This window comes from Nocardioides alpinus (assembly GCF_900112035.1).
Classification (GTDB): domain Bacteria; phylum Actinomycetota; class Actinomycetes; order Propionibacteriales; family Nocardioidaceae; genus Nocardioides; species Nocardioides alpinus.
In genome coordinates, this window is the sequence record NZ_FOKC01000004.1 from 225,452 (window position 1) to 250,509 (window position 25,058).

General features: G+C 69.4%; 18 protein-coding genes. 2 read left to right on the top strand and 16 right to left on the bottom strand.

Going from position 1 to position 25,058, the window contains the following annotated elements; all coding sequences use genetic code 11:
• The first annotated feature begins 13 nt into the window (after positions 1–13).
• Both BM127_RS10935 and BM127_RS10940 read left to right on the top strand, forming a co-directional pair.
• On the top strand, positions 14–595 hold the full coding sequence (locus BM127_RS10935; protein WP_091198526.1) for a TlpA family protein disulfide reductase: 582 nt from the start codon (positions 14–16) through the stop codon (positions 593–595).
• Positions 596–599: 4 nt separating this feature from the next.
• Positions 600–1,367, top strand: coding sequence for a cytochrome c biogenesis CcdA family protein (locus BM127_RS10940; RefSeq protein WP_091198528.1), 768 nt, complete (start codon positions 600–602; stop codon positions 1,365–1,367).
• Between the two features lie 154 nt (positions 1,368–1,521).
• Here BM127_RS10940 and BM127_RS10945 read toward each other — a convergent pair whose 3' ends face one another.
• From BM127_RS10945 to BM127_RS11020, 16 genes are all read right to left on the bottom strand, one after another.
• Entirely contained in the window at positions 1,522–5,367 is a 3,846-nt protein-coding gene (locus BM127_RS10945) for a DNA-directed RNA polymerase subunit beta' (protein ID WP_091198529.1), read from the bottom strand.
• 86 nt (positions 5,368–5,453) lie between these two features.
• On the bottom strand, positions 5,454–9,032 hold the full coding sequence (gene rpoB / locus BM127_RS10950; protein ID WP_091198531.1) for a DNA-directed RNA polymerase subunit beta: 3,579 nt from the start codon (positions 9,030–9,032) through the stop codon (positions 5,454–5,456).
• A 240-nt stretch (positions 9,033–9,272) separates the two neighbouring features.
• Entirely contained in the window at positions 9,273–10,061 is a 789-nt protein-coding gene (locus BM127_RS10955) for a J domain-containing protein (RefSeq protein ID WP_091198534.1), read from the bottom strand.
• Entirely contained in the window at positions 10,058–10,732 is a 675-nt protein-coding gene (locus BM127_RS10960) for a hypothetical protein (RefSeq protein WP_091198536.1), read from the bottom strand. The genes BM127_RS10955 and BM127_RS10960 overlap by 4 nt, the downstream gene beginning before the upstream one ends.
• A gap of 51 nt (positions 10,733–10,783) precedes the next feature.
• Positions 10,784–12,097: an MCE family protein gene (locus BM127_RS10965; protein WP_091198538.1), complete on the bottom strand. Its 1,314-nt coding sequence runs from the start codon at positions 12,095–12,097 to the stop codon at positions 10,784–10,786.
• The gene (locus BM127_RS10970; RefSeq protein WP_091198540.1) at positions 12,094–13,530 is read right to left on the bottom strand and encodes an MCE family protein; all 1,437 of its coding nucleotides are present in this window, start codon (positions 13,528–13,530) and stop codon (positions 12,094–12,096) included. The genes BM127_RS10965 and BM127_RS10970 overlap by 4 nt, the downstream gene beginning before the upstream one ends.
• A complete protein-coding gene (locus BM127_RS10975; RefSeq protein ID WP_091198542.1) occupies positions 13,527–14,684 on the bottom strand; it encodes an MCE family protein in 1,158 nt (385 codons plus the stop codon). Before BM127_RS10975 ends, BM127_RS10970 begins: the two co-directional genes overlap by 4 nt.
• Positions 14,685–14,686: 2 nt before the next feature.
• Complete coding sequence (locus BM127_RS10980) at positions 14,687–15,649, bottom strand: MCE family protein (RefSeq protein WP_091198544.1); 963 nt, start codon at positions 15,647–15,649, stop codon at positions 14,687–14,689.
• Positions 15,650–15,713: 64 nt separating this feature from the next.
• Positions 15,714–16,751 (bottom strand): MCE family protein, encoded by a 1,038-nt coding sequence (locus tag BM127_RS10985; RefSeq protein ID WP_091198546.1) that lies wholly within the window; start codon positions 16,749–16,751, stop codon positions 15,714–15,716.
• Positions 16,748–18,022, bottom strand: a complete 1,275-nt coding sequence (locus BM127_RS10990) for an MCE family protein (RefSeq protein ID WP_091198548.1) — start codon at positions 18,020–18,022, stop codon at positions 16,748–16,750. The genes BM127_RS10985 and BM127_RS10990 overlap by 4 nt, the downstream gene beginning before the upstream one ends.
• Positions 18,023–18,029: 7 nt before the next feature.
• Entirely contained in the window at positions 18,030–18,854 is an 825-nt protein-coding gene (locus BM127_RS10995; RefSeq protein WP_091198749.1) for an MlaE family ABC transporter permease, read from the bottom strand.
• 8 nt (positions 18,855–18,862) lie between these two features.
• Entirely contained in the window at positions 18,863–19,648 is a 786-nt protein-coding gene (locus BM127_RS11000) for an MlaE family ABC transporter permease (RefSeq protein ID WP_175507375.1), read from the bottom strand.
• A 6-nt stretch (positions 19,649–19,654) separates the two neighbouring features.
• Positions 19,655–20,611 (bottom strand): ABC transporter ATP-binding protein, encoded by a 957-nt coding sequence (locus tag BM127_RS11005; protein WP_091198549.1) that lies wholly within the window; start codon positions 20,609–20,611, stop codon positions 19,655–19,657.
• Positions 20,612–20,760: 149 nt separating this feature from the next.
• On the bottom strand, positions 20,761–21,741 hold the full coding sequence (locus tag BM127_RS11010; protein WP_091198552.1) for an electron transfer flavoprotein subunit alpha/FixB family protein: 981 nt from the start codon (positions 21,739–21,741) through the stop codon (positions 20,761–20,763).
• Positions 21,738–22,511, bottom strand: coding sequence for an electron transfer flavoprotein subunit beta/FixA family protein (locus BM127_RS11015; RefSeq protein WP_091198554.1), 774 nt, complete (start codon positions 22,509–22,511; stop codon positions 21,738–21,740). Before BM127_RS11015 ends, BM127_RS11010 begins: the two co-directional genes overlap by 4 nt.
• A complete protein-coding gene (locus BM127_RS11020; protein ID WP_091198556.1) occupies positions 22,508–25,048 on the bottom strand; it encodes a GcvT family protein in 2,541 nt (846 codons plus the stop codon). Before BM127_RS11020 ends, BM127_RS11015 begins: the two co-directional genes overlap by 4 nt.
• Positions 25,049–25,058: the final 10 nt, after the last annotated feature.

Sequence of the window (25,058 nt, forward strand, 5' to 3'; positions counted from 1 at the left end):
TCATGCTGGATCCATGAGACGTCTCGCGTTCGTCGCCGTCCTCCCGCTGGTCCTGGCCCTCGCGTCGTGCGGCCAGGACGCAGCCACGCCGAGTGACGCCGCATCGGCCGGCGAGCCGGCGGAGAGCTCCACCACGAGCACCCCCAGCCCCACCACGACGCCGAGCACGAGCGCCGACGACGACCCGGCGACGACGCCTGAGCTGCTCGACTTCACCGCCACCACCGTCACTGGTGACGCCTTCGACGGCGCCAGCCTCGCCGGACGTCCCACCGTCCTGTGGTTCTGGGCCCCGTGGTGTCCGACCTGTCGCGGCCAGATCCCGCAGGTCGAGGCGCTCGCCTCCGATCGCGGCGGCGACGTCAACGTGATCGGCGTGGGTTCTCTCGACAGTGCCGAGGCGATCGCCGGGTTCGCCGACGACGTCCCCGGTCTCACCCACCTCGAGGACGTCGACGGAGAGCTCTGGCGGAGGTTCGAGGTCACCGAGCAGTCGTCCTTCGTCGTGCTCGACGCCGACGGCACCGTGACCTTCGAGGCCGGCTACGGCGGCTCGGACGACCTCGACGCCGAGGTCGAGAGCCTGCTCGGCTGAGGCGATGGGCGACACCCTCGCACTGGCGGTCGGCGCCGGGATGCTGGCAGCCGTCAACCCGTGCGGCTTCGCGCTCCTCCCGGCCTACCTCTCCGTCCTGGTGCTGGGCGACGACTCCCCCGGCCCGGCCCGCGCCGTGGCACGGGCACTCGTCCTCACCGCCTGGATGACCGTGGGCTTCGTGGCCGTCTTCGGGGTGTTCGGGCTGGTGATCTCCCCGGTCGCCTCGGAGGTCCAGCAGTACCTCCCCTGGTTCACCACCGTCCTCGGCGCGCTCCTGGTCCTCGCGGGAGCCTGGCTGCTCGCCGGACGCGACCTCCCCCGGCTCCAGCTCACCCGCGGCGGCGGGAAGCCACTCACCCGTACGGCCCCGGCGATGGTGGGCTTCGGGATGTCCTACGCCGCCGCGAGCCTGACCTGCTCGATCGCGCCGTTCCTGGCGCTCGTGGTCGCCAGCTTCCGCAGCGGCTCGACCGGCGACGGGGTGGCCCTGTTCGTCGCCTACAGCGCCGGGATGGGCCTGCTGGTCGGCGTCGCCGCCGTGTCGGTCGCCCTCGCCCGCCGCGGCGTCGTCGCCGGGCTGAGGCGTACGGGCCGGTGGGTGCCCCGGCTCTCCGGGATCCTGCTCATGGTCGTGGGTGCCTACGTCGCCTGGTACGGCGCGTGGGAGCTGCGCGTCCTGGACGGGGGCGATCCGTCGGACCCGGTGATCGAGGCCGCCGCCCGGCTCCAGCGCACCCTCGCCGACTGGGTGGGTCGGATCACCCCGTAGACGCACCGAGCCCCGGCCTCCCTTGCGGGGGGCCGGGGCTCGGGTTTGCCAGGACCTCGAATCGGTTTCGAGACGCCTCACTCGTCCGGACTGCGTCCGACCGAGTCGCGGCTCCTCAACCTGGCTCGTCACACCAGAGCTGATCGCTGAGCGATCAGTTCTGGTACGAGCCAAAGTCGAAGTCGTCGAGCGCGACGGCCTGCGACGACGGACCGAAGTCGTAGTCGTAGGAGTCGTAGCCGGTGACCGAGTAGGCCGCGGCGCGGGCTTCCTCGGTGGGCTCCACCCGGATGTTGCGGTAGCGCTCCAGGCCGGTGCCGGCCGGGATGAGCTTGCCGATGATCACGTTCTCCTTCAGGCCACGGAGGCTGTCGGAGCGGCCGTTGATCGCGGCGTCGGTGAGGACTCGGGTGGTCTCCTGGAAGGAGGCCGCCGAGAGCCACGACTCGGTCGCGAGCGAGGCCTTGGTGATGCCCATGAGGACCGGGCGACCCGAGGCCGGCTTGCCGCCCTCGGAGACCACGCGACGGTTCTCCTCCTCGAACCGCACCCGGTCGACCAGGTCGGACGGGAGCAGGTTGGTGTCACCGGACTCGATGACCGTCACCCGACGCAGCATCTGGCGGATGATGATCTCGATGTGCTTGTCGTGGATCGACACACCCTGTGAGCGGTAGACCTCCTGGACCTGGTCCACGAGGTGCTCCTGGGCCTTGCGGACACCGAGGATGCGCAGCACGTCCTGCGGGTCGGGCGTACCGGAGGTGATGTGGTGACCCACCTCGATGTGGTCGCCGTCCTCGACGTTGAGGCGCGAGCGCTTCGAGACCGGGATCTCCTGCGGCTCGGCACCGTCGTCGGGGGTGACCACGACGACGCGAGCCTTGTCGCTCTCCTCGATCTTCACGCGACCGGCCGACTCCGAGATCGGCGTACGGCCCTTGGGCGAGCGGGCCTCGAAGAGCTCGACCACGCGGGGCAGACCCTGCGTGATGTCGTCCGCGGAGGCCGAACCACCCGTGTGGAACGTACGCATGGTCAGCTGCGTGCCGGGCTCACCGATGGACTGGGCGGCGATGATGCCGACCGCCTCACCGATGTCGACCAGCTGGCCGGTGGCCAGCGAGCGGCCGTAGCACTTGGCGCACGTGCCGGTGCGGGCGTCGCAGGTCAGGACCGAGCGGACCTTGACCTCGGTGACACCCGCGGCGACGAGCTCGCCGATCTTGACGTCGCCGAGGTCCTCCCCAGCACCGGCGAGGACCTCGCCGGTCTCCGGGTGGGTGATCTCGACGGCGGAGGCCCGGGCGTAGGCCGAGGTCTCCACGTGCTCGTCGTCGATGCGCTTGGGCAGGCCACGCTCGGTGCCACAGTCGTCCTCACGGATGATGACGTCCTGCGACACGTCCACCAGACGACGGGTGAGGTAACCCGAGTCGGCGGTGCGGAGCGCGGTGTCGGCCAGACCCTTGCGGGCACCGTGGGTCGAGATGAAGTACTCGAGCACCGAGAGGCCCTCGCGGAAGTTGGCCTTGATCGGGCGCGGGATGATCTCGCCCTTCGGGTTGGCCACCAGACCACGCATGGCCGCAACCTGACGGATCTGGTTCATGTTTCCGGAGGCACCCGAGTCGACCATCATGTAGATCGGGTTGGTGCGGTCGAAGTTGGCCTCCATCGCGCGGCCGACCTCGGCCGCAGCCTGGGTCCACAGCTCGATGAGCTCCTGACGACGCTCGTCGTCGGTCATCACACCGCGCTCGTAGTTCTTCTGGACCTTCTCGGCCTGGGCCTCGTAGCGTCCGAGGATCTCGACCTTGTTGGCCGGCGTGGTGACGTCGTCGATCGAGACCGTGACGCCGGAGAACGTGGCCCACTGGAAGCCGGCGTCCTTGAGGGCGTCGAGCGAGGCAGCGACCTGGACCTTGGTGTAGCGCTCGGCGAGGTCGTTGACGATCGCACCGAGGCGCTTCTTGCCGACCTCCTCGTTGACGAAGGGGTAGTCGGCGGGAAGCGTGTCGTTGAAGTGCACGCGGCCGAGCGTCGTCTCGAGCAGGATCGCGGTCCGCTCCTCCCAGTCGGCACCCAGCTCGAGGTCGAGCGGGGGGACGATGTCGGTGAGGCGGATCTTGATCTTGCTCTGCAGCCCGATCTCGCCACGGTCGTAGGCCATGATCGCCTCGGACGGGGTGGAGAAGATGCGGCCCTCGCCGACCTCGCCCTCACGGTCACCGGTCAGCCAGAACAGGCCGATGATCATGTCCTGCGACGGCATCGTCACCGGACGGCCGTCGGACGGCTTGAGGATGTTGTTGGTCGAGAGCATCAGGATGCGGGCCTCGGCCTGCGCCTCCGCGGACAGCGGGAGGTGGACAGCCATCTGGTCACCGTCGAAGTCGGCGTTGAACGCGCCGCAGACGAGCGGGTGGATCTGGATGGCCTTGCCCTCGATCAGCTGGGGCTCGAACGCCTGGATGCCGAGTCGGTGCAGGGTGGGCGCGCGGTTGAGCAGCACGGGGTGCTCGGTGATGACCTCTTCGAGGACGTCCCACACGACCGGGCGCGCACGCTCGACCATCCGCTTGGCGGACTTGATGTTCTGCGCGTGCGACAGGTCGACGAGGCGCTTCATCACGAACGGCTTGAACAGCTCGAGCGCCATCTGCTTGGGCAGACCGCACTGGTGCAGCTTGAGCTGCGGGCCCGACACGATGACCGAGCGACCCGAGTAGTCGACGCGCTTGCCGAGCAGGTTCTGGCGGAAACGCCCCTGCTTGCCCTTGAGCATGTCGGACAGCGACTTGAGCGGCCGGTTGCCCGGGCCCGTCACGGGGCGACCACGGCGACCGTTGTCGAAGAGGCTGTCGACGGCCTCCTGCAGCATCCGCTTCTCGTTGTTGACGATGATCTCGGGGGCGCCGAGGTCGAGCAGGCGCTTGAGGCGGTTGTTGCGGTTGATGACGCGACGGTAGAGGTCGTTCAGGTCGGAGGTGGCGAAACGGCCACCGTCGAGCTGGACCATCGGACGCAGGTCCGGCGGGATCACCGGGACGGCGTCGAGCACCATGCCGATCGGCTGGTTGCCGGTCTTGCGGAAGGCGTCGACGACCTTGAGGCGCTTGAGGGCGCGGACCTTGCGCTGGCCCTTGCCGTTCTCGATCGTGTCGCGCAGCGACTCGACCTCGGCCTCGGTGTCGAAGTCCTGGAGGCGCTTCTGGATCGCCGTGGCGCCCATGAAGCCCTCGAAGTACTTGCCGAACCAGTTCTTCATCTCGCGGTAGAGGAGCTCGTCGCCGAGCAGGTCCTGCACCTTGAGGTTCTTGAACGTGTCCCAGACCTCCTCCAGCCGCGCGATCTCGCGGTTGGCGCGGTCACGGAGCTGGTTCATCTCGCGGTCGGCACCGTCGCGCACCTTGCGCTTGGCGTCGGCCTTGGCCCCCTCGGCCTCGAGGGTGGCGAGGTCCTCCTCGAGCTTCTTGGCGCGGTCCTCCACGGAGGTGTCGCGACGCTTCTCGAGGCGCTCGCGCTCCAGGCCGACCTTGTTCTCGAGGGACTCGGAGTCGCGGTGACGCGCGTCCTCGTCGACCGAGGTGATCATGTAGGCGGCGAAGTAGATGACCTTCTCGAGGTCCTTCGGCGCCAGGTCGAGCAGGTAGCCCAGGCGCGACGGGACGCCCTTGAAGTACCAGATGTGGGTCACGGGGGCGGCGAGCTCGATGTGGCCCATCCGCTCGCGACGCACCTTGGAGCGGGTGACCTCGACGCCACAGCGCTCACAGATGATGCCCTTGAAGCGCACGCGCTTGTACTTGCCGCAGTAGCACTCCCAGTCCCGGGTGGGACCGAAGATCTTCTCGCAGAAGAGGCCGTCACGCTCGGGCTTCAGCGTGCGGTAGTTGATGGTCTCCGGCTTCTTGACCTCGCCGTGGCTCCATCCGCGGATCTCGTCCGCGGTGGCCAGGCCGATCTGAATCTGCTCGAAGAAGTTCACGTCCAGCAAGATGTGTTCCTTTGGTTGCTGTTCTAAGTCTGGTGGCTGTGGGACCGAGGGGCCCGGGCGGCGCGTGGCGCCGCCCGGGACTCACCTCAGACTTCTTCGACGCTGCTGGGCTCGCGCCGGGACAGGTCGATGCCGAGCTCCTCAGCCGCGCGGAAGACGTCTTCCTCGGCGTCCTTCAACGCGATCGCACTGCCGTCCTGCGACAGCACCTCGACGTTGAGGCAGAGGGACTGCATCTCCTTGACGAGCACCTTGAACGACTCGGGGATGCCCGAGTCGGGGATGTTCTCGCCCTTCACGATGGCCTCGTAGACCTTCACGCGGCCGGGCACGTCGTCGGACTTGATCGTGAGCAGCTCCTGGAGCGCGTAGGCAGCGCCGTACGCCTCCATCGCCCAGACCTCCATCTCGCCGAACCGCTGGCCACCGAACTGGGCCTTGCCGCCCAGGGGCTGCTGCGTGATCATCGAGTAGGGGCCGGTCGAGCGAGCGTGGATCTTGTCGTCGACGAGGTGGTGCAGCTTGAGGATGTACATGTAGCCCACGGCCACCGGCGCCGGGAACGGCTCACCGGAGCGACCGTCGAAGAGGGCGGCCTTGCCGTCCTCCTTGACCATCCGCTCACCGTCACGGTTGGGCAGGGTGGCACCCAGCAGACCCGTGATCTCGTCCTCGCGCGCACCGTCGAACACCGGGGTCGCGACCTTGGTGCCGGGCTCGCTCTTCTCGGCGTGGATGGAGATGAGGCGGTCCTTCCACTCCGACGAGCCCTTGTCGGCGTGCAGGTCGATGTCCCAGCCCTGCTTGGCGAGCCAACCCAGGTGGAGCTCGAGGATCTGGCCAATGTTCATCCGTCGCGGCACACCCAGCGGGTTGAGCACGACGTCGACGGGGGTGCCGTCCTCCATGAACGGCATGTCCTCGACGGGCAGGATCTTGGCGATGACGCCCTTGTTGCCGTGGCGTCCGGCGAGCTTGTCGCCGACCGAGATCTTGCGCTTCTGGGCGACGTAGACGCGGACCAGCTGGTTCACGCCGGGGGGAAGGTCGTCGCCGTCCTCGCGGTCGAAGACGCGCACGCCGATGACCGTGCCGGACTCACCGTGGGGCACCTTCATCGAGGTGTCGCGCACCTCGCGCGCCTTCTCACCGAAGATCGCGCGGAGCAGTCGCTCCTCCGGGGTGAGCTCGGTCTCGCCCTTGGGCGTCACCTTGCCGACGAGGATGTCACCGGTGGTGACCTCGGCGCCGATGCGGATGATGCCGCGCTCGTCGAGGTCGGCCAGGCCCTCCTCGGAGACGTTGGGGATGTCCCGCGTGATCTCCTCGGGGCCGAGCTTGGTGTCGCGGGCGTCGACCTCGTGCTCCTCGATGTGGATCGAGGTGAGGACGTCCTCCTGCACCAGGCGCTGGCTGAGGATGATCGCGTCCTCGTAGTTGTGACCCTGCCACGGCATGAAGGCGACGAGCAGGTTGGTGCCCAGCGCCATCTCCGCGTTGTCGGTGCACGGACCGTCGGCGATCGGCGTACCGACCTCGAGGCGGTCCCCGGCCTTCACCAGCGGGCGCTGGTTGATGCAGGTGCCCTGGTTGGAGCGCTTGAACTTGGCCAGCTTGTAGGTCTGGTAGGTGCCGTCGTCGTTCATCGTCTCGATGGCGTCGGCGGACACCTCCTTCACCACACCGGCGTTGTCGGCCACGACCACGTCGCCGGCGTCGACGGCGGCGCGGTACTCCATGCCGGTGCCGACGAGCGGGCTGTCGCTGACGACCAACGGCACGGCCTGGCGCTGCATGTTGGCGCCCATGAGCGCACGGTTGGCGTCGTCGTGCTCGAGGAACGGGATCAGGGCCGTCGCGACCGACACCATCTGGCGCGGCGAGACGTCCATGTAGTCGACCTCCTCGGCCAGGATCGCGTCGACCTCACCCTTCTGCTGGCGGACCAGGACGCGCTCCTCGACGAACTTCATCTTCGAGTCGAGCGGCGCGTTGGCCTGCGCGATGACGTAGCGGTCCTCGTCGTCGGCCGTCAGGTAGTCGATCTCGTCGGTGACGACACCCTTGACCACGCGACGGTAGGGGGTCTCGACGAAGCCGAACGGGTTGATCCGACCGTAGGAGGCGAGCGAGCCGATCAGGCCGATGTTGGGGCCTTCCGGGGTCTCGATCGGGCACATGCGGCCGTAGTGCGACGGGTGGACGTCACGGACCTCCATGCCGGCGCGGTCACGGGACAGACCACCGGGACCGAGCGCGGACAGGCGACGCTTGTGCGTCAGGCCCGCGATCGGGTTGGTCTGGTCCATGAACTGCGAGAGCTGCGAGGTGCCGAAGAACTCCTTCAGCGCAGCCACGACGGGACGGATGTTGATCAGGGACTGCGGCGTGATGGCCTCGACGTCCTGGGTCGTCATCCGCTCGCGGACCACGCGCTCCATGCGGGCCAGGCCCGTGCGGAGCTGGTTCTGGATGAGCTCGCCGACCGTGCGCATCCGGCGGTTGCCGAAGTGGTCGATGTCGTCGGACTGGACCTTGACGGGCGAGCCGTCGGGGCCCTCGACCACGTTGCCGGCGGCGTCGAGCAGGTCGGCCTCGGCCTGGACACCCGCCGCGTGCAGCTGCACGACGTAGCGGATGGCGGCGACGACGTCGTCGATCGTCAGCGTCTGCTGGTCGAAGGCCTCGTGCAGGCCGAGCTTCTTGTTGATCTTGTAGCGGCCGACCTTCGCGAGGTCGTAGCGCTTGCTGTTGAAGTAGTAGTTGTTCAGCAGCGTCTGCGCAGCCTCGGCCGTCGGCGGCTCGCCGGGACGGAGCTTGCGGTAGATGTCGAGCAGCGCGAGCCGGGTGACCTCGAGGTTGATCTGCTCGGCGGTCGGGGCCTCGCCCCGCGCCTTCTTCTGCAGCTCCTCGGCGACGACCTCGTAGCGGACGCTGTCCTTCTCGAGCGTCAGCATCATCGACTCGTACTGACCGAACTCCTCGCGGATCTGCTCGGTGGTCCAGCCGAGCGCCTTGAGCAGGACGGTGACGTTCTGCTTGCGCTTGCGGTCCAGACGCACGCCCACCAGGTCGCGCTTGTCGATCTCGAACTCCAGCCACGCGCCACGGCTCGGGATGAGCTTGGCGGTGAAGATGTCCTTGTCCGAGGTCTTGTCGGGAGAGGACTCGAAGTAGACGCCGGGCGAACGGACGAGCTGGGACACGACGACCCGCTCGGTGCCGTTGATGATGAAGGTGCCCTTCTTGGTCATCATGGGGAAGTCACCCATGAAGACCGTCTGGCCCTTGATCTCGCCGGTCTCGTGGTTCATGAACTCGGCCGAGACGTAGAGGGGCCGGGAGTAGGTGAAGTCCTTCTCCTTGCACTCCTCCTCGGTGTACTTCTCGTCGAGGAAGACGGGGTTGTCGAACGAGAGCATCATCGTCTCGGAGAAGTCCTCGATCGGGGAGATCTCCTCGAAGATCTCCTGCAGACCGGTCTTCTCGGAGACGTCTTCACCGTTGGCCCTGCGGGCAGCGACGGTGGCCTCCCACCGCTCGTTGCCGACCAGCCAGTCGAAGCTGTCGGTCTGGAGCGAGATGAGGGGGGGAACCTCGAGAGGTTCGGTGATCTTTGCGAAAGAGGTACGACGGTGGTTACCAGCGGAGCTGCGCGCGGCCAAGAGGTGTCCTCACGAATGAGCGAGTGATCGGCGCCAACCGACCACCACGACAGCCGTCCGGAGGGCGTCGGGCATCTGAGGGCAGGCGCGAGGAGACACGATAGCGCACTTCAGCACACGCCTCAAACGCGGGGTCAATTCCCGGAAGGGGAGTGCGCCACGCGTTGCGGATGATGATGAACGCCGAAGCGCTCCGGGTCAAGCAGGGCGCGCCGCGGGCACCCCTCGGGAGGGTCAGGGTCAGCCCTGGACGGGAGACGTGAGGAGGTCGTCGACCAGCCACTCGCCGTCGACGAGCTGCATCGAGAGGGTCACCTGGTCCTTGTAGACCACAGGCTCGGCGCTCAGCTTGTTGGTCGTGGGGCGGTCCACGAAGACCAGCACCTGCACCCGCTCATCGCTGGCGCGCACGATGCCGGAGGCGATGACGGAGGCGGTCACCCTGGTCCGGGTCTGCGGCGCGTTGTCCTGCAGCACCGTGAAGAGCTTGTCGTACTCCTCGCGGTAGCTGCCGGTCATCAGCGCCTGCGCGGCCCGCTGGTCCTCGTCGAGGTGCTCGTAGTCGTAGGACAGCACCGGTACGGCGGCGCGCTCGGCCGCCACCTGTGCGGCGCGGGCGGCGGAGTCGTTGCCGGCGTCGCCCCGGTCGGCGGCCGGCCACGTCCACAGGGTCGCCGCGACCAGGCCGGCAGCGACGATCGCCAGGCCGGCCAGCAACCACGACGGCGCCCCGGCTCGTTCGCCGGCCCCGGCCTCGCGACTGGCCTCGCTACGGGTCTCAGGACGGGCCTGACGGCCCTCCTCGACCAGCGGCGGCGGCGCGTCCTCGTCGACCTCCGGGTGCTCTGCGTCGTACGCCGTCCGCGCGGCGGGGTCGAGCAGCACCTTGGCGGCCCGGTTGAGCGCGTCGAAGCGGCGGTCGCCGGGCTCGAGGTCGGCGATCTGGCTCTTCCAGGCGTCGCGGACCTCCTCGGCCGAGGCGTCGCGCGAGACGGCGAGGAGGTCGTACCAGGTCGGGGTGTCGCTCACGGCGTGCTCCCCTCGGTGTCGCTGCCGGTGCCGGCCTCGTCGTCGGGGTTGCTCACGGGCGAGAAGTCATCGACGAGCCACTCGCCGTCGATCGTCACCAGGTCGACGGTGAAGCGGAACGGCAGCGGCTCCTGGTCGATCGTGCGAGCCCGGTCGCCCTTGCCCTGCTCGTAGCTGTCGGTGAAGGCGCCGGCCACGAGCACGCGGGCCGAGTCGTCGTCGATCGAGGACACCGCGGTCGCGAAGACGTCGGCGGTGCGGGTGATCGCACCCTGCGCGACGAGCTGCTCGGCGGTGGCGACCTCCTGGTCGAAGTCGGCGGCGAACTTGGGGGTGATCACCTCACGGACCTGCTCGCGGTAGGCCGGCATCTGCCCGGAGTCGTCGAGCATGTCCGGGCTGTAGGTGCCGAGCCGCTTCACGAACTGGTCGGTCAGGCTCATCACCTGCTCCCGCTCCTCGGGCAGCTCGAGGCCGCCGTCGGCGGTCGCCGGACCGGTCACGGACGTCCACACCAGCGCCGCGAGGCCGGCCAGCACGACCACGACCAGAGCTGCGGCCACCGTCGTACGCCGACGTGCGCGACGGTCGGGTGCGGGTGCGGGTGCGGGTGCGGCGTCACGGGCGGTCGGGGGTGCGTCGCGACGGACGGTGTCAGTGGGGGCGGACATGTGTTCCCTCCCTCGAGAACGGGTGCGGCCCCCTCCCGGGGCCTGTCTGGATCAACGAGGTGACGTCGGCGAGGTCACGCCGTCGGAGAGCAGCGGCTGGAGGTAGAGCCACTTCCACGTGTCGTCACCGAGGCTGCGCGGGGCCACCCTGCCGGTGCCCTCGAGGCGCCGGATCTCGGCGGGATCGGACGTGACCGTGCCGGTCTCCGGGTCGTAGGCGAAGTCGGCCGGCCCCCAGCCGGTCGCGGGTCGCGGCGCCTGGATGTTCTGGGCGCCGCGGGCGTTGGTCTCGGACGCCGGGGCCGTGCACGCAGCCTCCTCGTTCATCGGCCGGTTGCTGCCGTCGAGCGGCGAGCGGCGGTCGGTGCCCTCGTAGCCCTGGTGGCACACGGGCGGGTCCTGGGTGAGCACCATCCCGAAGTGGGCGTCGTACAGGCCCGTGCCGGGCGACGGTGACACGACCGTGAAGCCGCCCTCGACGACGTAGGGGTAGATCACCAGGAGCTGCTCGACACCGTCGAGGTGCTTGACCACGACCTCGCCGGTGGTGACGAGGTTGTTGATGAGCTCGCCCAGCTCGACCTCGTTGTCCTCCAGGAACACCCGCAGCTCGTTGGCCCCGAGCGACCCGTCCTCGATGAGGGTGCGCAGGTCCTGGTCGCGGTTGGCGACGGTCGTGGTGAACGAGGACAGGTCGCGGGCGAAGCGCCGGAAGGCGCGCTCGGAGTCGATCTGCCCGTTGAGCACGGTGTTGCTGTCGCGGATCAGGTCGACGGTGACCCCGAAGTTCTCGTCCGCCGCGGCGATGAAGGCGCTGCTGCTGTCGAGGATGGTCTGCAGGTCCTCGCCGGCGCCGCCGAAGGCCAGGCCGAACTCCGAGGTGACGGTGCGCAGGTCGTCCTGGTCGACGCTGCGGACGGTCTCGTCGAGGTGCGTCAGCAGGGTGTCGGTCTGGATCGGGGTCGTCGTACGGTCCCGCGCGATCTGCGACTCGTCCTCCAGGAACGGACCCTTGTCGCTCTGCGGCTGCAGCTCGACGTACTGCTCCCCCACCGCCGAGCGGTTGCCCACCAGGGCCAGGGCGTCGGACGGGATGTCGTCGAACTCGTTGTCGATGTCGAGGTGGATGTCCACGCCGTCCTGGGTCAGGACGAGCTCCTTTACCTGCCCCACGCGGACGCCGCGGTAGGACACCTCCGCGCCGGCGAAGGCACCGCCGGAGTCGGCGAAGTGCGCCACGACCGTGTAGCTCTGGTCGACGAACACCCGGTCCAGCCGGGCGTAGCGTGCGCCGACGAAGCTGACGCCGATCAGGGTGATGAGGGCGAAGACCAGCAGCTGCACCTTGGTCCGACGGGTGATCATCGCTCCACCATCCCGGGGACCAGGAGGCTCACGAGCGCCGGGTCGTAGAGGTCGGTGAGCTGCTGGACGGTGGGGCCCCGCGTCGGATCGGGGGGGGACCAGCCGGGAGCTGTCCGGAGCAGGCCGGGGATGGTGATGGTCGGCAGGGAGGGGATCGGGAGGGTCGGGAGGGTCGGGTCCGGCAGCGGCAGCGTGGGAGTCCCCGAGCCGCCGCAGAGGCCCGGCACCGGGAACTGCTTGCACACCACGCTGAGGACCGAGCCGGGCAGCCCGACGCAGTCGGTCGCGTCCCCGCGCCGGAGGCCCTCGAGACAGTCGTTGATCGCGTCGAGCGCGTCCTGGCACAGGCGGCTGGTGTCGGGCAACGGCCCGTCCTGGGGCAGCGCGCTGAGTGGGATGCAGGCCTCCGTCGGCAGTGTCGTCGGGATCGTCGTGGGGATGCCGGTGAGGTCGACGTCCAGCGTGATGGAGAGGTTGGTGTAGTCGCCCATGTGCAGGTTGCGCGCCACCTGCGGGTCGCGGCCGACCACCTCGTCCACGAACGGGTAGGTCAAGAAGACGTGGAAGGCGTTGGTGAAGTCGTCGCCGGAGGCGGCGAGCTGCGTGAGGACCGGGTCGAGCCGCTCGAGCGAGAGGATCGTGGCGTCCTTGGACCGGGCGATCACGTCGACCGCCACCGACGACAGCTGGTCCAGGGCCGCGAGCATCTCGACGAGGTCGTCGCGCTGGCGGTTGACCGAGTCGAGTGCGCTGGGCAGCTCCTCGAGGGCCTTGTCGATGGTGGGGAGCTGCTTCTCCGCCGCGATCGCGAGCCGGTTGAGGGACTCGATCGCGTCGACGATGTCCTCCTTGTTCTCGTCGAGCTGCCCGGTGAAGACCCGGAGCTGGCGCAGCACGGACCTTGCGGAGTCCTCACGGCCCTCCAGCGCCAGGTTGAGCTCCTGGGTGATGGTCTTGAGCTGCGCGACGCCACCGCCGTTGAGCAGCAGGCTCAGCGCACCGAGGACCTCCTCGACCTCGGGGTTGCGTCCGGCGCGCTCGATCGGGATCGTCTCGCCGTCCTCGAGCGGGTCGGCGATCGCGCCCTGCTCCGGGGCGCTCAGCTCGACGAACTTCTCACCGAGGAGGCTGGTCTGGCGCAGCTCGGCGACGGCGTTGCCGGGCAGCTCCACGTCGCGGCGCACCTCGAGGGTGACCAGGGCCTGGTAGCCCTCGAGGTCGATGGCGGTCACCTTGCCGACGCTGACGTCGTTGACCTTGACCGTGGACTGGGGGACGAGGTCGAGGACGTCGGCGAACTCCACCTTGATGGTCATCGGGTTCTCGCCGACGTCGGGACCGCCGGGCAGCGGGAGGGAGTAGACGCTCGCATCGCAGCCCGACAGCACCACCGCCACCACCGCCCCGAGCACGAGGGTCCTGATCCGCTTCATCGCTCCTCCTCCGCGTCTGGTTCGACGAGGCCACCGAGGGTGGGGTCGAACACGTCCTGGGCCGGCAGCACGGCCGCCCCGTCGAGCGCTCCGGCTCGCGGGCGGGCAAGGAGGTCGGTGATCGTGTTGCAGACCTGGCCCGACCGCTCGACCTGGCTGACGAAGCCGCACAGCAGGGCGGCGGGGTCGTACTGGATCTGGTTGACGGCCTCGCCCAGGTTGGCCCGGGTGTCGAGCGTCCCGGCCTGCGGGTTGTAGGTCAGCGCGAGGTTGTTGAGGGCGGCCGGCGCGGTGTGCAGGATCTCGTCGAGCGCGTCGCGCTGGCGGACGAGGACCTGGGAGACCCGGTTGAGGCCGGAGATGTTGCGGCTCAGCGAGTCCTTGTTGTCCTCCACGAAGCCCTTCACCTCGGTGAGCGCGACGGAGAGGTTCCTGGTGGCGGCGACCAGCTCCTGGCGCTCGCCGTCGAGCATCGTCGAGACGTCGGCCAGCGACTGGTTGAACTGGCGGACCGTCTGGTCGTTCTCGGCCAGCGTCTGCATGAAGCCCTCCAGGGCCCTGACGGAGCCGAACAGCTCCTCCTTGTTGTTGGACAAGGTGGCGCTGAGGCGGGAGAAGTCCTTGATGGTCTGGCGGAAGGTCGTGCCCTGGCCGCCGAAGTTGTCAGCAGTGACCGACAGCAGGTCGGACAGGGCGCCGGTCTTGTTGGCACCCCGTGGGCCGAGCGCGACGTTGAGCCGGTCGAGGCTGTCGTAGATCTGGTCCAGCTCGAGGGGCTCGGACGTCTCGTCGACGCCCAGCTCGGCGACGTCGCCCAGCACCTCGCCCTCCCCGGAGTAGGCCGGGGTCAGCTGGACGTAGCGGTCACCGACCAGTGACGGCGCGATGATCACGGCCTTGGCGCCGGCCGGCAGCCTGACCGTGTCGTCGTACGCCATGGTGACCGTGACGTCGGTGCCCGTGGGTTCGACGCGGGTCACGGTGCCGACCGCGACGCCGAGCACGCGTACGTCGCTGCCCTCGTAGACCGAGATGGCCCGCGGGAAGTGCGCGACGACCGTACGGGTGCTGTCCCCGCCGAAGACGCTGACGGCGGCCGCGACGACGAAGCCCAGCACGATGAGCGGGACGAGGAGACGCCTGATGAGGTCCATGGTCAGCCCACCTGCGGAACGGGGGGGAAGTTGGCGATCCACGTGTCGAACCACGGTCCGGTGCCCAGCGTGTTGGCGAAGACGCGGTAGAACGGCGCCATCAGCCGCAGGCTGCTGTCGAGGTTGTCCTCGTTCTTGTTGAGCACGGCGACGACGTTCTCCAGGTGGGCCAGGGCGGGCGCGAGGTCGTCGCGCGACTGACGGACCAGCGCGGTGAGCTCCCGGGACAGGGTGGTGGTCGAGACGAGCAGCTCGTGGACCGCCTCGCGCCGGGCGACCAGCGCCCGGAAGAGCACGTCGGCGTCCTCCATCAGCGCGATGATGTCCTCGTCGCGGGCGTCGAGGACCCGGGAGACGCGCTCGAGGTTGACCAGCAGGGAGTTGAGCTGCTCGTCCTTGGCCGCGACGTTGGCCGAGAGCCGGCTGAGGCCGCTGAGGGCGCCGCGGAACTCGTCGGGGGTGTTGCGGGTCAGGTCGGCCAGCGTGGTCAGCGACTCGGCGAGCTGGTCGGTGTCGATCTGGTCCGAGGTGGAGGCCAGGCCCTCGAACGCCTCGACCACGTCGAAGGGCGAGGAGGTCCGCTCGGCCGGGATGGTGGCGCCCTCGTCGAGCTGGCCGCCGCCGGCCGGCTCGAGCGCGAGGAACATGGAGCCGAGGATGGTCTTGACCTTGATCGCGGCGCGCGTGCCACCGCCGAAGTCGGCGGCGTCGTCGACCTTGAAGGTCACCCGCACCTGGTCGTCGTCGAGCTCGACCTCGTTGACCTTGCCGACGCGGACACCGGCGATGCGGACCTCGTCGTTGACCTTCAGCCCACCGGCCTCGGTGAACATGGCGTGGTAGGTGTCTCCCCCGCCGATGACCGGCAGGTCGTCGGCACGCAGTGCCGCGACCATCACGACGGCGAGGACGACGAGGCTGATGGCGCCGACCGTCACCGGGTTGCGTTCCCTGAACGGTTTCATGTCGGGGTCCCCTCGGCGTTGTTCGGAGGAGCGGAGCGGAGGAGAAGAACGGCGTGGGGTGACTTCATCCGAGATCACACCTGTCCGAGCCGGTGTCGTACGTGACCGGCAGCGACACTCCCCCGGGCAGGTTGACCCGGCCCTGGAACTCGCAGAGGTAGAAGTTGAAGAACGAGCCGTAGATCGCGGTGCGACCGATCTTGTCGAGCTTGATCGGCAGCACCTGCAGGGCCCGGTCGAGCTCGGCCTTGTTCTTGTCGATGTTGCCCGCGACCGTGCGCAGCTCCTTGATGTCCTTGACGAACGGCTCGCGGATGCCGTCGACGAGGGAGGCGGTCTCGACCGAGAGGGCGGAGACGTCCTCGAGGGAGCCGAGGATCGCGTTGCGGTCCTTCTTCAGGCCGCCGACGAGGGTGCGGAAGGACTGGATGAGCCGGGTGAGCTGCTCGTCGCGGTCGGCCACGTGGTCGAGCACGAGCGACAGGTTGTCGATCAGGTCGCCGATGACCTCGTCGCGGTCCGCCAGGGTCGAGGTGACCGACGCGGTGTGCGCGAGCAGGCCCTCGAGCGTGCCGCCCTCACCCTGGAACACCTGGATCAGCTCGTACGACAGCTGGTTGACGTCCTCCGGCGAGAGCGCCTGGAAGAGCGGCTTGAAGCCGTTGAAGAGCACCGTCAGGTCCAGCGCCGGCGTGGTCCGCGAGACCGGGATGGTGGCACCGGCGGGCAACCGCTGGGTGTCGCCGACCTCCTGGGTCAGGGAGATGTAGCGCTGCCCGACCAGGTTGCGGTAGCGGATCGCAGCGTTGGTGCCGCCGTTGACCGACGTCCCCTCGTCCACGGAGAAGGTGATCAGTGCGCGGTTGCGGTCGATGATCTCGACGTCCCCCACCGTGCCGACGCGGACCCCGGCCACGCGGATGTCGTCACCCTTGTTGACGCCCGTGGCGTCGGTGAACTCGGCCTGGTAGTCGCGCGACTCACCGAAGCCGATGTTGCCGATGGTCACCACGAGCACCGCGGTGGCCATCGCGGTCACCACGACGAAGACCAGGAGCTTGACCAGGTCGACCGACGTCTTCTTGTCCAGGATCGGGCTCATCGCAGCGACACCTCCGCCCCGCGGGCCATCGGTCCGACGAGCAGCACGCCGAGATCGGGTACGTCGTCCGCGCTGACGCCGAGCCCGGGAGCGAGGAGCGACTTGAGCAGCGCCGACTCCTCACGACCGCCGACGTAGCCGGCCGCGTCGCCGGACCATCCGGGCCCGACCCGGCTGGTGCCCTTGCCCGTGGGCTCGTCGACGCCGTCGACGAGGTCGGGCTGCTGGGTGAACGGATTGGCCTGCGACCACGGCGGGTCGGGCAGCTGGCCGCAGTAGGGGCCGCGCTTGTCGCCGTAGACCGGGGCGTCCGCCGCGGTGTAGCCGCGCGGCTGGTTGGGCAGCGTCTCCAGCACGATGTGCAGCGTGAAGCCGCGGAAGGCCTGGGCCTGGAGGTCGCCGGCACCCACGATGCCGCCGAGCAGGCACGGGTAGCCCGGTGCGTAGCGCGCGAAGACCTCGAGCTGCTCGGCAGCCAGGTCGCCGAGGCGCACCAGGTTGTCGCCGTTGTTGGTCGTGAACCGTTCGGCGACCGAGGCGAGCTTCGACACGTCGTTGAAGAGCGCCTTCAGCTTCTCCTCGCGGTCCTCCAGGGTCGTCGTCGTCGTGATCGTGTTGCGCAGGATCACCGCGACCTCGGGCAGCACGTCGGCGTAGGTGTCGGACACCTCCGCGGTCAGCCGCAGGTCCTCGATGAGGGCGGGGAGCTCCGGGTTGAACCGGGTGAGGTAGTCGTCCATCGTCTCGAGGGTCTCGCCGAGCTGCTCGCCGCGTCCCTCGAGCGCAGTGGCGACCGCGTTGAGCGTGGAGTTGAGGTCGGCGGGCCGGACGGCACGCAGCAGCGGGTAGAGGTCGCTGAGGACCTGCTCGACCTCGATCGAGAGGTTGGTCCGGGCGATCTCGTCGCCGTCCGCGATCGGCTGGGCCGACGAGCCGCCCTCGGGCACGATCAGCGACACGAACTTCTCGCCGAACAGGGTCTTGGGCAGGATCGACGCGGTGACGTCGCGCGGGACCTGGGTGGTCCGGTCCTGGTAGAGGCCGAGGGTGATGTCGGCGCCCTCCGCGGTGGGCTCGTAGTCGAGCACCTCGCCGACGATCACGCCCTTGATCTTGACGTCGGCCCGCATCGGGAGCTGGAGCCCGATCCTGGATGCGTGGACGACGACCTCGTCGTAGTCGGTGAACTTCTTGGTGAACACGCCGTAGGTGGCCCACACCGAGGCCATCATCAGTGCCAGGAAGAGCACGCCCAGGGTCTTGGTCCTCATCGCCGGCTCACCCCGCCAACCGCACGGTCGTGGAGGCGCCCCAGATGGCCATGGACAGGAGCAGGTCGAGCACGTTGATGGCGACGATGCTGGTGCGCACCGCGCGACCCACGGCGACACCCACGCCGGCAGGACCGCCGGACGCGTTGTAGCCGTGGTAGCAGTGGATGAGGATGACGGTGACGGCGAACACGAGGACCTTGCCGAACGACCACAGCACGTCGCCCGGCGGCAGGAACGCGTTGAAGTAGTGGTCGTAGGTGCCCGGCGACTGGCCGTAGATCTGCGTCACCACGAGCCGGCTGGCGAAGTACGACGACAGCAGCCCCACGACGTAGAGCGGGATGATCGCGATCAGGCCGCCGACGACCCGCGTGGCCACGAGGAACGGCATCGACGGGATGGCCATCACCTCGAGGGCGTCGACCTCCTCGGAGATCCGCATCGCGCCGAGCTGGGCGGTGAAGCCGCAGCCGACCGTGGCGGCCAGGGCGATGCCGGCGACGAGGGGGGCGATCTCGCGGGTGTTGAAGTAGGCCGAGACGAAGCCGGCGAACGCGGCCGTGCCGAGCTGGTTGAGGGCGGCGTAGCCGGACAGGCCCACCTGGGCACCGGTGAAGAACGTCATGCCGATGATGACGCCGACCGTGCCGCCGATGACGGCCAGCGCGCCGGTGCCGAGGGTGACCTCGGCCAGGATCCGCATGATCTCGCGGGGATAGCGGGTGACGGAGCGCGGGATCGCCCTGAGCACGCCGAGGTGGAAGGCGAGCTGCCCACCCAGGTCGTCGAGCGACGCGAGCGGCTTGGCGTAGATGTCCTTGAGGGCCATGTCCTCGCTCACCCGCCCTTCGGGGGGACGATCTGGAGGTAGACCAGGCTGAGCACGAAGTTGGCCACGAAGAGCAGCAGGAACGTGATGACGACCGACTCGTTGACGGCGTCACCGACGCCCTTGGGTCCACCGTTGGCGTTCATCCCCTTGTAGGACGCGACGATCGCGGCGATCAGGCCGAAGACCAGCGCCTTGAACAGGCCGATCCACAGGTCGGGCAGCTGCGCGAGCGCGGTGAAGCTGGCGAGGTAGGCGCCGGGGGTGCCGTCCTGGAGGATCACGTTGAAGACGTAGCCGCCGGTCACGCCGACGACGCTGACCATCCCGTTGAGGAAGAACGCGACGAGCATGCAGGCCAGCACGCGCGGCACCACGAGACGCTGGATCGGGTCGATGCCGAGCACCATCATCGCGTCGAGCTCTTCACGGATCTTGCGGGCGCCGAGGTCGGCCGCGATGGCCGAGCCGCCGGCACCGGCGATCAGCAGGGCGGTGCCGATGGGCGCTGCCTGCTGGATGACGGCGAGGACCGAGGCCGAGCCGGTGAAGGACTGCGCGCCGAACTGCTTGATCAGGCCGCCGACCTGCAGCGCGATGACGGCGCCGAACGGGATGGCGACCAGCGCGGTCGGCACGATGGTGACCGAGGCGATGAACCACGCCTGCTGGATGAACTCCCGCAGCTGGAAGGGCCGGCGGAAGAGCGCGCGGAGGACGTCGAGGGCGAAGGCGAACAGGTTGCCGGCGATCGCGACGGGCGCGAGGGCGCGCGAGGACATGGTGGAGGCCATGGGGCGTCAGGCTCCCGGCGCCAGGCCGGCGTTGCTGGTCTCGAACGATCCCGGGGGCGGCGTGACGCCGTGCTCGCGGCACCACTCGCCGGGCGGACGCTGGCTGCGGCGCGGGATGCCGTTGGAGGGCTCCTGCTGGAGCGGGATCGGCGGCAGCGGCGGCAGGTCCTGGTCGGCCTCCGCAGCGAGCTCGTCGGCGTCCTTCTCCTCCGACATGCCGATCGGCCCCACCCGCTGGGCGTTGAGGAACTGGCGCACGACCGGCTCCTCGGAGCTGAGCAGCATCTCGCGGGGACCGAACATGGCGAGGTGGCGGTGGTAGAGCAGGCCGATGTTGTCGGGGACGGTGCGCGCGGTGTTGACGTCGTGGGTGACGATCAGGAAGGTGGCGTCGATCTGCGCGTTGAGGTCGATGATGAGCTGGTTCAGGAAGGCCGTACGCACCGGGTCGAGGCCGGAGTCCGGCTCGTCGAAGAGCACGATCTCGGGGTCGAGCACCAGCGCCCGGGCCAGGCCCGCGCGCTTGCGCATGCCACCGGAGATCTCACCGGGCAGCTTGTCCTCGGCGCCGAGGAGGCCGACCAGGTCCATCTTCTCCATCACGATGGCGCGGACCTCGGACTCGGACTTCTTGGTGTGCTCGCGCAGCGGGAAGGCGACGTTGTCGTAGAGGTTCATCGAGCCGAACATCGCGCCGTCCTGGAACAGGACGCCGAAGAGCTTGCGGATCTCGTAGAGGTCGCGCTCGGAGCAGCTCGCGATGTCGGTGCCCTCGATGATGATCGAGCCCTTGTCGGGCTTGAGCAGGCCGATCAGGGTCTTGAGGAAGACCGACTTGCCGGTCCCGGAGGGCCCGAGCATCACGCAGATCTCGCCCGCCGGGATCGTCAGCGTGACGTCGCCCCAGATGAGCTGCTTGCCGAACGACTTCGAGAGGTCGTTGACCTTGATCTCGACACCCATCTACCCGGACCCCTCCCACCTCGGCGCTACTCCTGAGTAGACCAACGCGGGACTGCGCGGGAGGTTACGGCCCGAGGAGACGCTCGTCACCGAGGTCGGGGAGGTGCGGCATCGCGCCGCGGACGAGGGCCGTGGGGGCGGCTCGGGGCTCAGCCCCGGCGCCGACGGATCTCGGCATTGATCGCCGGCACGATCTCGTGCAGGTCGCCGATCACGGCGTGCGTCGCCTTGGTCACCATCGGGGCGTCGGGGTCGCTGTTGATGGCGAGGATCGTCTTGGCGGTGCTGCAGCCGGCCCAGTGCTGGATCGCCCCGCTGATGCCGCACGGGATGTAGAGGTCCGGCGAGATCCGGCTGCCGGTCTGGCCGACCTGCTCGTGGTGCGGTCGCCAGCCCAGCGACGTCACGACACGGGAGACCCCGAGGGGGGCGTCGAGGAGGTCCGCGAGCTCCAGGAGGTCGCCGAACCCGTCGGCCGAGCCGGCGCCACGACCCGCGCCGACGACGACCCTCGCGGACTTCAGGGTGCCGGACAGGTCGGGCTCGGGCTCCTCGCTCGAGACCACGCGCGCGACCAGGTCGGCGTCCGCGACGTCGGGGGTCTCCAGCACCACCTCGCCCGCGCCGGGGACGTCGGCCGGGGCTGCCTGCACCGCGTGCCCGGCGATCGTGAACAGGGCAGGTCGCTCGGACAGCCGCATCTCCTCGAGCGCCGCGCCGCTCACCACCTGGCGGGTCACGGTGAACGGGGACAGGCCTGCGAAGGAGATGGCGTTGGCCGCCATCGGCAGGCCGGTGCGCGCGGCGACGTGCGCGAGCACCTCGTTGCCGCGAGGTGTCCCGGCGGCGGTCACGACGACCGATCCGGCACGCTCGCGGACCTCGATCAGGCCGGCGGCCCAGGCGGCACCGGAGAAGGAGTCGTACGCCGCGCCCGTGAGCGCGTGCACGCGCCGGACACCGTACGACGCCAGCACGCCGACGAGTGCCTCACCGGGCGCACCGACGACGACCGCGTCGACCGGCACCCCTCCGCCTGCGGCCGAGAGGTCGCGGGCGAACGTGACTGCCTCGCGCGAGGTCTCGACGGCCTCGCCCTCGGGCGAGACCTCCACCAGGACCAGGATCATCGCGAGAGCACCCCCAGCCGCTCGAAGAGGTCGACCACCGCAGGTGCGGCTGCCGCCCCCTGGCCGAGGACCTCGACGTTGGAGCTCGACGGCGGCGGGAGGACCAGGCGCACCCGGGACGGGCCGACCGGCGAGCCGGTGGTCTGCCGCTCCTCGATCGGCACCTTCTTGGCCTTCATCCGACCCGGCACCGTCGGGTAGCGCGGCGCGACGCCCCCCTCGAGGATGGTCACGACGGCGGGCAGCGGCAGCCGGAAGGTCTCGTGGCCGTCCGGGCCGGAGCCGCTGGCCGTGACCTCGCCGTCCGACACCGACACCGAGCTGACCCCGTTGACGACCGGCCAGCCGAGCTCGTAGGCGAGGCGGATGCCGACCTGGAAGTCGCCGCTGTCGGCGGCGTCGTTGCCGAGCAGGACCAGCTCGTGGGGCGTGCCGGCGGCCTCGTGGTCGCGTACGACGGCCGCGAGCTCGCGCGCGACGTCGGCCGGGCCGAAGGTCGCGGACTCGGCGACGACATGGGTCGCGGCGGCGCAGCCGACGGCGAGGGCCGCGCGGAGCTGCTCGACCGCGTCGGCGTCGCCGAGCGTCACGACGGTGGCCGAGCCGCCGTCGGCTGCGGCGACCTGGACGGCCAGCTCGACGGCGCACTCCTCGTGGGCGCTCATGGTGAATCCGGCGAACCGGCCGTCGACGCCCTGGCCGTCCTCGGTGAGCACGACCTCGCTCGAGGAGTCGACCACGCGCTTCACGCAGACCAGGGGGTTGGTCATCGGATTCTTTCGTTCATGGGGTCGAGGAGCGGGGTGGCGTCGACCGAGCCGACTGTCACCGGGTAGAGCTCCTCCATGTAGGACACCGCGAGCTCGTTGCCGATGGTGGCCTGGTCGGGCGGCAGGTAGGCGAGCAGCACGTGCGTGCCCAGGGACGGCGCGGACCCCGCGCTCGTGACGTAGGGGTGGTGACCGTGGCCGTCGGTGAGCGTGCCGCCGTCGCGGGTCAGGATCGGTTCGCCCCCGAGCATGTAGCGCTTGGTCCCGGACGCCGACGTGTGGTCGTCGACCGTCAGGGTGCAGAGCACCGCCTGCGGAGCAGCATCACGCTGGGCGAGGTAGGCCTCCTTGCCCACGAAGTCAGCAGCCTTCACCTTCGGGCGCTGCATGCCGGCCTCGACGATGCTGCGCTCGCCGTCGAGCTCGGCGCCGTAGGCGCGGTAGCCCTTCTCGAGGCGACCCGTCGTCCCGTAGACGCCGATGCCGGCGGGCACCGCGCCGTGCGGGGCACCGGCGTCGAGCAGCGCCTCCCAGAGGTCGGCGGCCTGCGACATCGGGACGTAGAGCTCCCAGCCCAGCTCACCGACGTAGGAGATGCGCGACGCGAGCACGGTCAGCTCGCCGCCCGTGCTCGACGCCACGGTGATCTCGCGGCAGCTCAGGAACCCGAAGCCGGCGTCGGAGACGTCGTCCGCGGTCAGCGAGGACAGGATGTCGCGGGCGCGCGGGCCCCAGATGCCGATGGTCGAGGTGTCATCGGTGCGGTCGGTGAGGGTCGTCGACCCGCTCTCGGGGAGGTGGCCTGCGAACCAGGCGCGGTCGGCCATGCCGTGCGCGCCGCCGGTCACGACACGGAAGTGGTCGTCACCGAGCCGCATGACGGTCAGGTCCGAGCGGAAGCCGCCCTTGGCATCGAGGACCGGCGTGTAGATCACCTTGCCGACCGCTACGTCGCACTGCGCGACGCAGGTCCCCTGGACGACGTCGAGCGCCTCCGGGCCCTCGATGTCGAAGATGCAGAAGGCCGACAGGTCGATGACCGCTGCTGCCTCCCGCATCCTCAGGTGCTCGGCGTTGATGATCGGGCTCCACCACCGCGCGTCCCACTCGTGCTCGCGCGGCATCACGGCATCGCCGTAGTGCTCGAGCAGGGAGGCGTTGGACTCGTACCAGAACGGGCGCTCCCAGCCGGCGGTCTCGAAGAACACGGCGCCGAGCTTCTGCTGCGAGCCGTGCATCGGCGACAGCCGCTGGTCGCGGTCGGACTCGTACTGCTCACTGGGGTGGATGATCCCGTAGGTCTTGATGAACGACTCGGTCGTGCGCAGGCGCGTGTGCTCGCGGCGCTTCTGGTGGGTGTGGAAGCGCGCGATGTCGCTGTGGTGCACGTCGATCTCGGAGTGGCCGTGGGTCATCCACTCGGCGACCGCGCGACCGACGCCGGGGCCCTCCTTGATCCACACGGCCGAGGCCGTCCAGAGCCCGGCGACCTCGCTCTCGCCGAGGATCGGGTTGCCGTCGCAGGTCAGGGAGAGCAGTCCGTTGATGGCGTAGCGCATCTCCGCGCCCTCGGCGCCGAGCAGCTCGGGCATCAGCTCGTAGGCCTGCTCGAGCTGCGGGTCGAAGTCGTCCTCGGTGAAGGGCATCTCGGTCGGCGAGAGCTTGGCCTGGTCGATCGAGGGGATGTCCTCGGGCTCGTGGAGGATCGCGCGGTGGGCGTAGGACCCGACCTCCATGTCGGCACCGTGCTGGCGCTCGTAGCAGAAGGTGTCCATGTCGCGCACGATCGGGAAGGAGATCTCGCCGTCCGTCTCCGCCAGCTGCGGGCAGGGGCCGACGCTGATCATCTGGTGCACCGCGGGAGTCAGCGGGATGCCGATGCCGGCCATGTCGCCGAGCTTGGGGCTCCACACCCCGGCGGCGATCACGACCGTGCCCGCCTCGATGTCGCCGCCGGTCGTGCGCACCCGGGTGATGCGGCGGGTGCCGTGGGGGCCGTCCTCGGTGTCGAGGCCGGTGACCTCGACTGTCGGGACCACGGTCAGCTCGCCGGTCGCGAGCGCGCGCTCACGCATGATCGTGCCCGCGCGCAGCGAGTCGACGACGCCCACGCCCGGGGTCCAGAAGGCACCGATGAACTGGTCCTCCTCGATGAAGGGGACCTTCTCCTTGACGAAGGAGGGGCTGACCAGCTCGGCCTCGATCCCCCACGCACGGGCGCTGGACATCCGGCGTCGCAGCTCCTCCATCCGTTCTTCGGTCCGGGCGATCTCGAAGCCTCCGGACTGCGTAAAGACCCCCATCTCCTGGTACTGCGCGACCGAGTCCAGGGTGAGGTCGGTGATCTCGCGCGAGTGGTCGACGGTGAAGATGAAGTTGGACGCGTGCCCGGTGGACCCGCCCGGGTTGGGCAGGGCTCCCTTGTCGATCTGCACCACGTTCTTCCACCCGAGCCGGGTCAGGTGGTGCACCAGGCTGTTGCCGACGATGCCGGCTCCGATCACGACGACGTCGGCGGTCGCGGGGACCTCTGCCATGGCTAGCCTC